This window comes from Methylobacterium sp. A52T (genome assembly GCF_053346095.1).
This window is the reverse complement of the sequence record NZ_JBKFBI010000215.1, coordinates 1-6,262: the sequence shown is the minus strand read 5'-3', so window position 1 is coordinate 6,262 and position 6,262 is coordinate 1. Positions and strand designations below refer to the sequence as shown.

Genomic DNA, 6,262 nt, shown 5'->3' with positions numbered 1-6,262 from the left:
CGGGGGCATTTCCTCACCCCGCCGGGCACAGTGCCGCCCGGTCTCACGCCCGCGTCCGAGGCACGCCCCGCACCGGTCCGCCGCCCGGGGCGATGGCGGCTGAGAGCCACCGACGCGGGCGCCGCCCCGTCCCCGGACCCGCACGGTCAGCCACCGGACGGGCCCCCGAAGGACGCCCCGGGATCGCTCCCGGGCCGCCGCGGACAGGTGCGGTCAGGAAGCACAAAATAGGAACATTGTCAAGGTCGGAGCGCCGTTGGACGTCTCGACGCGCGAGAGTCAGGCGCGAGTCCCCTCTCCCGTGCGGGAGAGGGACAGGGTGAGGGATCAGGTCTGTCCAGACGTGGCGCGCCCTGGCCGAACCGTGATGGCGCGCGATCCGGAAACGTCTTGTCCCTCACCCCAGCCCTCTCCCGCACGGGAGAGGGGGCACGGTGCGGGTCTGGGTTCCGGGCTCGGGTGCGACCCCCGGTCCGCCCCCGGTCAGTCCGCCCGCCGGAGGCGGCTCGCGAAGAAGCCGTCGAGCCCGCCGCGGGCACCCTCCAACTCCGGCAGGTGGCACGGCAGCGTGCGCAGGTCGCCGCGGTCGTCGATCAGCGCCGCGGCGCCGCCGACCTCCTCGGGCCGGACCGGCACCCGCGCGTAGCGGGGATCGCGGGCCAGGAACGCCGCCACCTGCGACTCGCCCTCCTCCGGCTCCAGCGAGCAGGTGCAGTAGACGAGCAGGCCGCCCGGCCGCACCAGCCCGGCAGCGTGGTCGAGGAGCTTCGCCTGGAGCGCGGCGAGCCGCCGGATATCGGCCTCGGCCTTCGTCCAGGCCACGTCCGGATGGCGCCGGATCGTCCCCGTGGCCGAGCACGGCGCGTCGAGCAGCACGGCGTCGTGGTCCTGCGGCTCCAGCACGAGGGCGTCGGCGACCACGACGTCGACGGCGAAGCCGAGCCGCGTGACGTTCTCGCGCAGGCGCTCCAGCCGCGGCGCGGACCGATCGACCGCCGTGACCCGGGCGCCGGTGGCGGCGAGCTGCAGGGTCTTGCCGCCGGGCGCCGCGCAGAGGTCGAGGACGCGGGCGCCGTCCCGCGGTGCCAGGAGTCGGGCCGGCAGCGCCGCGGCGGCGTCCTGGACCCACCACGCTCCCTCCTGGAAGCCCGGCAGCTCGGGGATGGCCGGGCCGTTCTCGGGCAGGCGCAGGGAGCCGGTCGGCAGGGTCACGGCGCCGAGCCGCGCGGCCCAGTCGGCGGCCTCGCCCCGCGGGGTCAGGTCGATGGCGGCCCCCGCGAGGTGGGCGCGGGCGATCGCGGCCGCGCGCTCGGGCCCGTAGGCCGCGATCCAGCGGCGGGCGAGCCAGTCCGGCGTGTTGACCGTCAGGGCGTCGGCGTCCGCGGCCAGGATCGCGTCGCGCTCGCGGGCGACCCGGCGCAGCACCGCGTTGACGAGCCCGGCGAGATGGGCCGTGCGGGTATCCGCCTTGGCGAGCCGCACGGCGAGGTCGACCGCGGCGTGGTCGGGGACCGCGAGGTCGAGGATCTGGGCGGTCGCGGTGGCCAGCAGGGCCGTGAGCTGCGGCTTGGCCGCGGGGAGCCCGCGCTCGAGCCGCGCGGCTAGGGCGGCGCGGATCAGACCGTAGCGGCGGAAGGTCGCCACCGCGATGGCCCGCGCCAGCCCGGCATCGGCCGGCGCCAGCGCCTCGGCGCGGATCGCCTGGGCGAGGGCGTCGTCGAGGGCGGGCGGGCGCTCCTGGCCGATCAGGGCCGCGACCGCCTGCATCGCCGCGCGGCGCGCGCCCAGTCCCGCGATGTCCGGACCGGTCCCGCCCGGTGCCGCTGCGTTCCGCGTGTTGCGGCCTGTGTCCCGCGATGCCACTTCTGCTCCAGATCCGACGTCTTCCGGACCCACGCCCTCACACCCGAGCGAGCGCGATGCAAGAGCCGACCGCACACGACCTGCACCGACAGGACCTGCACCGACAGGACCCGCACCGACAGGACCCGGCCGCGGAGGCCGGAGACGGCGCCGCCCCGCCCCGCATCCTCAGCCCGGCGGCGCAGCGCGCCCTCGCCGAGGCCGCCGAGCGCCGCGCGGCGATCGACACCCGGGCCGCCGAGATCGGCGCCAAGCCCGAGCGCCAGGGGCGCGGCGGCCTGGAGCCGGTCCGCTACGACGACTGGGAGGTGAAGGGCCTCGCGGTCGACTTCTGAGGGACCCGCCGCGGGGCGCCTACTCGGCCGGGACCGCCAGCGGCGCGCCGGCCTCTTCCTCGGCCCGGGCCTCCGCGACGCCCGCCCCGAACCGCCGGTACCAGAGCCCGGTCAGGATCGGCACGAGGATCGAGGTGACGATGATGCAGATCGTCACCAGCACGGTGGCGGTCTGCGCCGAGGGGGCGAATTGCGGGGCGACGGCGGCGATCGCCAGCGGGTTGGCGGCCGCCGCCCCGGCGGTGGAGGAGGCGGCCAAGCCGGCCGTGCCGGTCCCGCCCCCGATCGCCCGGTCGGCCAGGATCAGCGGGATGCCGGTCAGGACGATCACCGCGAGCGCCAGCACGATGCCGAGCCCCGCGAGCGGCGAGAGCAGGTTGTTGAGGTCGACCGTGTTCCCCAGCGCGAAGGCGAAGAACGGGATCATCAGCTGGCCGCCGGGCGCGAACAGGGCCCGGAGCTTCGGGTCGAGGTTGCCGAGGGCGAAGCCGACCAGGAAGGGCAGCACCGCGCCCACGAAGATCTGCGGCTCGAAATGCGCCGCCCCGGAGGCCCCGAGGATGATCATGCTCATCAGCGGGCCGGACTCGATCGAGGTGAGGATGAAGGCGCCGGCCTCCTCGCGGCTGCCGTAGGTCTGCATCAGCGAGGCGTAGAGGCCGCCGTTGGTCATATCCATCGCGCAGACGATCGCCAGGATCGACAGGCCGGCGAAGAAGCCGGTCTGGATGCCCTCGGGCGGGATGAACAGCCCGGCCACCAGCACGATCGCCCAGGCGGCGACGAGCTTGGTCGCCACCAGCGTCCCGGACTTGCGCAGCACCGTGCCGGTCGCCTTCAGGCTGACCGAGGCGCCCATGCAGAAGAACCAGACCGCCAGGATCGGGATCACGCCGGTCATGATCCCCTGCGTGAAGCCCTTGAAATAGGCCGGGGCGCCCGGCGCGAAGGTCTTGCACAGGGCCCCGAGCAGGAGCGGCACCAGCATCAGGCCGCCGGGAATCCTGTCGATCGCCGCCTTGATCTGCATGGCGCGTCCCTCCCGATCCGGGTCGTCCGCCGACGCGCCGGACCCGGGCGGGATCGCGGACGCCGCGCCGGCCCGCGCCTCTGTCGGGCGCCTCTCGGACCGGTGCGTCATCCTGTCGGGGCGCGGCGCGGGCCGTCAAGCGGCGCCCCGGCGCGGGGCTTGCCGAACGTGTCGCGCTGTCGGGCGCGGAACGTCGGGCGTCGGGCCCCGTTGGCGAGGTTCACCGGAGGGAGGCGACGATGGCGACGACAGTATCGGCCCGGAGCGCGGCCGCGGGCCCGCACGGCGAGATCCACCTCGCCCGCGGCGAGCGGCTCGGCATGCGGATGTGGCGGGCCGAGGAGCCCAACGCCGACAAGCCGATGACCACCTCGGCGCACGAGACGGTCGGCTACGTCGTCAGTGGCCGGGCCGAACTCGTGCTGGAGGGCGAGACCGTGGCGCTCGCGCCGGGCGATTCCTACTGCGTGCCGGCCGGCGCCGCGCACACCTACCGGATCCTGGAGACCTTCACGGCCGTCGAGGCGACCGCCCCGCCGGCCGGGTGAGGCCGGCGGGCCTCAGCCGGTTCAGTGGGTCATGTAGACCTGCGTGCCGACATCGACCCGCGCGTAGAGGTCGACCACGTCCTGATTGTACATCCGGATGCAGCCGTAGGACGCGTAGGTGCCCACCGAGTTCGGACGGTTGGTGCCGTGGATCGCGTACTCGCCGCCCGCGAGCGTCATCGCCGCCGCCCCCATGGGATTGTGCGGCGAGCCGCCCGCGATGAGGTTCGGCAACCGCGGGTTGTCGCGCTTCACCTCCGCGGGGGGCGACCAGGCGGGGGCGACGTACTTGCCGTCGATCGGCTTGATGCCGAACCACTGCTTGCCGGGACGGCCCACCGCCACGGGATAGCGGATCGCCGTGCCGTCGCCGTTCACCAGGTAGAGCTTGCGCTGCGACACGCTGATCACCACCGAGCCCGGCGCGACGCCGTTGGCGAAGGGGACGATCTCGCGCGCCTGCACCGCCTGGAAACAACCGGCCAGCATCGCGCCGGCCAAACCGAATAGAGCCGCCACCCGACCCGACATCACCGCGATCCTCGCAAAGCTAGACTAGACGCGGGCAAGTAATCCCCGGCCGAGCTTACCGTTCCGAGAAAAGCTATGGTTGACGCGGGGTCATTCTGCGGATCCGCGGGGCACGGTAAAAGAGCAACCACGAACCAGGGTGTACGGGCCGTTGCCCCGCGGCGGGGCCGCCGCTCCGCGCGTGTCAGCGCTCGTGAAGTTCGCTCCCGCGCCGGTCCTCCGGCTGCCAGCCGTGGCGCTCCAGCTCCGGGTCGAGGTGCTCCTCCACCGGGTAGCCGACGCAGAGATAGGCCACGAGCCGCCACGTCTCCGGAACGGCCAGGATCGCCGTGACCGCCTCCGGCTCCAGGATCGAGACCCAGCCGACGCCGAGGCCGCGGGCCCGGGCGGCGAGCCAGAAGCACTGCACCGCCCCCACCACCGAGTAGGCCAGGGTCTCCGGCATGCTGGCCCGGCCGAGGCCGAGGCCGGTCTCGGTGGCCGCGTCGCAGAAGGCGGCCAGATGGACCGGCGCCTCCCGCAGGCCGGCGAGCTTCAGGCCGCGGTACTGCGCGGCCCGGTCGGACGCGTAGCCCGCGGCCGCGGCTTCGTTGCAGCCGGCGAAGTTCTCCGCGACCGCGCGGCGGCGTCCCGGATCCGCGACGCGCACGAAGCGCCAGGGCCGGCTGTTGCCGACCGAGGGGGCCCGGTGGGCCGCCGCGAGGCAGGCGCGCAGGGCGTCCTCGTCGACCGGGTCCGTCCGGAAGCGGCGCACGTCGCGGCGCCACGCGAACAGCGCGTCGAGGTCGTGCAGGAAGGCGGCGTCGAAGGCGGGCGGGCCCATGGTGCGGCTGGCATAGCCGCAACCCCGGCCCGACGGGAAACGGAAAAAAGGCCGCCCGAGGGGCGGCCTGAAGTCTTGGGTCTCGAAACCTCGGAGTGCCGGATCCTGGGATCCCGAACGGCGACCGATGGCTGGGGAGCTGGGTGTCGGTCGCCGACCGGGCAGAACCCGGCGAGGTTCGACGCCTGTTGTCGCGCCGCAACGCGGCCTGCAAAAGGCGTGAATCGGGCCAAACCGTGTTTTTTGTCGCTTGGGCGTGTCTCGCAGGACACGGCGCGCGCGACCCTTGCGGGCCGCGGCGGCGAGGCCCATCATCCGGCAAAGCATCGATGCACGGGAGCCGTGATGACCGAGAGGACGAGCGCCGGGTCGAGGCCCGACGAGGCGGCGGGCCATGTCATCCCCTTCCCCGCCCGCGCGGCCCCTCCGCAGATCGCCTTCAACCGGGACGAGCTCCGCACGATCTTCAACCTCTACGGCCGGCAGGTCGCCGCGGGCGAGTGGCGCGACTACGCCCTCGACTTCCGCCGCGACAAGGCGGTGTTCTCGATCTACCGGCGCTCGTCCGAGATGCCGCTCTACCGGATCGAGAAGGATCCCAAGCTCGCCCGGCGCCAGGGGGCCTACGCGGTCGTCGCCGCGAGCGGCCAGATCCTGAAGCGCGGCACCGAGCTCGCCCGGGTGATCGCCGTGCTGGAACCGGCGCCGACGGCGGTCTGACCGCGCCCGCTCAGGACAGGGACAGGCGCCGGACGGTCGCGGCGATCTCGGCCACCGCCTCCGGCGCCAGGGGTCGGATCGGCCGCGGCGGCTCGGCGCGGCACAGGCCCATGAAATCGGCCAGGGCGTAGACCACCCGCAGGCTGGAATGCGTCCGGAACAGCGTCCAGAGGGGCTCCAGCTCCGCGTCGAGGGCGCGGGCCCGCTCGGTCTCGCCCACCGCCACGGCCCGGACGATCGCCAGGCAGGTCCGGGGGAACAGGCCGCCCGCCACGCTGAACCACGCCGCGCCGCCGGCGATCAGCGCCTCGGTGACGTTCCAGTCGCCGCTGAAGCCGATGGGGAAGCCCGCCGGGACGGCCTCCCGCAGGGCCGCGATCCCGGCGGCGGCCCGCCCCCGGCCCCGCCCGGA

8 protein-coding genes are annotated in these 6,262 nt (G+C 74.4%); 3 read left to right on the top strand and 5 right to left on the bottom strand.

Going from position 1 to position 6,262, the window contains the following annotated elements; all coding sequences use genetic code 11:
* Positions 1 to 483: 483 nt before the first annotated feature.
* Positions 484 to 1,863 (bottom strand): RsmB/NOP family class I SAM-dependent RNA methyltransferase, encoded by a 1,380-nt coding sequence (locus ACLBYE_RS28940; protein WP_447696798.1) that lies wholly within the window; start codon positions 1,861 to 1,863, stop codon positions 484 to 486.
* Positions 1,864 to 1,919: 56 nt separating this feature from the next.
* Here ACLBYE_RS28940 and ACLBYE_RS28935 point away from each other — a divergent pair, with 56 nt between their 5' ends.
* Entirely contained in the window at positions 1,920 to 2,198 is a 279-nt protein-coding gene (locus tag ACLBYE_RS28935) for a DUF1674 domain-containing protein (protein ID WP_447696797.1), read from the top strand.
* A gap of 19 nt (positions 2,199 to 2,217) precedes the next feature.
* On the opposite strand, the gene ACLBYE_RS28930 is transcribed toward ACLBYE_RS28935, so the two are convergent.
* A complete protein-coding gene (locus ACLBYE_RS28930) occupies positions 2,218 to 3,228 on the bottom strand; it encodes a 2-keto-3-deoxygluconate permease (protein WP_020095352.1) in 1,011 nt (336 codons plus the stop codon).
* A 239-nt stretch (positions 3,229 to 3,467) separates the two neighbouring features.
* Between ACLBYE_RS28930 and ACLBYE_RS28925 the strand changes: the two genes are divergently transcribed.
* Positions 3,468 to 3,776, top strand: a complete 309-nt coding sequence (locus tag ACLBYE_RS28925) for a cupin domain-containing protein (RefSeq protein WP_100253270.1) — start codon at positions 3,468 to 3,470, stop codon at positions 3,774 to 3,776.
* Positions 3,777 to 3,797: 21 nt separating this feature from the next.
* On the opposite strand, the gene ACLBYE_RS28920 is transcribed toward ACLBYE_RS28925, so the two are convergent.
* On the bottom strand, positions 3,798 to 4,307 hold the full coding sequence (locus tag ACLBYE_RS28920; RefSeq protein WP_447696796.1) for a L,D-transpeptidase: 510 nt from the start codon (positions 4,305 to 4,307) through the stop codon (positions 3,798 to 3,800).
* Between the two features lie 184 nt (positions 4,308 to 4,491).
* A complete protein-coding gene (gene bluB / locus ACLBYE_RS28915) occupies positions 4,492 to 5,130 on the bottom strand; it encodes a 5,6-dimethylbenzimidazole synthase (RefSeq protein WP_447696795.1) in 639 nt (212 codons plus the stop codon).
* Positions 5,131 to 5,475: 345 nt separating this feature from the next.
* On the opposite strand from bluB, the gene ACLBYE_RS28910 reads away from it, so the two are divergent.
* Entirely contained in the window at positions 5,476 to 5,850 is a 375-nt protein-coding gene (locus ACLBYE_RS28910) for a DUF2794 domain-containing protein (protein ID WP_447696794.1), read from the top strand.
* Between the two features lie 10 nt (positions 5,851 to 5,860).
* On the opposite strand, the gene ACLBYE_RS28905 is transcribed toward ACLBYE_RS28910, so the two are convergent.
* Positions 5,861 to 6,262, bottom strand: a 402-nt coding sequence (locus ACLBYE_RS28905; RefSeq protein WP_447696793.1) for a dihydrodipicolinate synthase family protein, incomplete at its 5' end; no start/stop codon positions are given.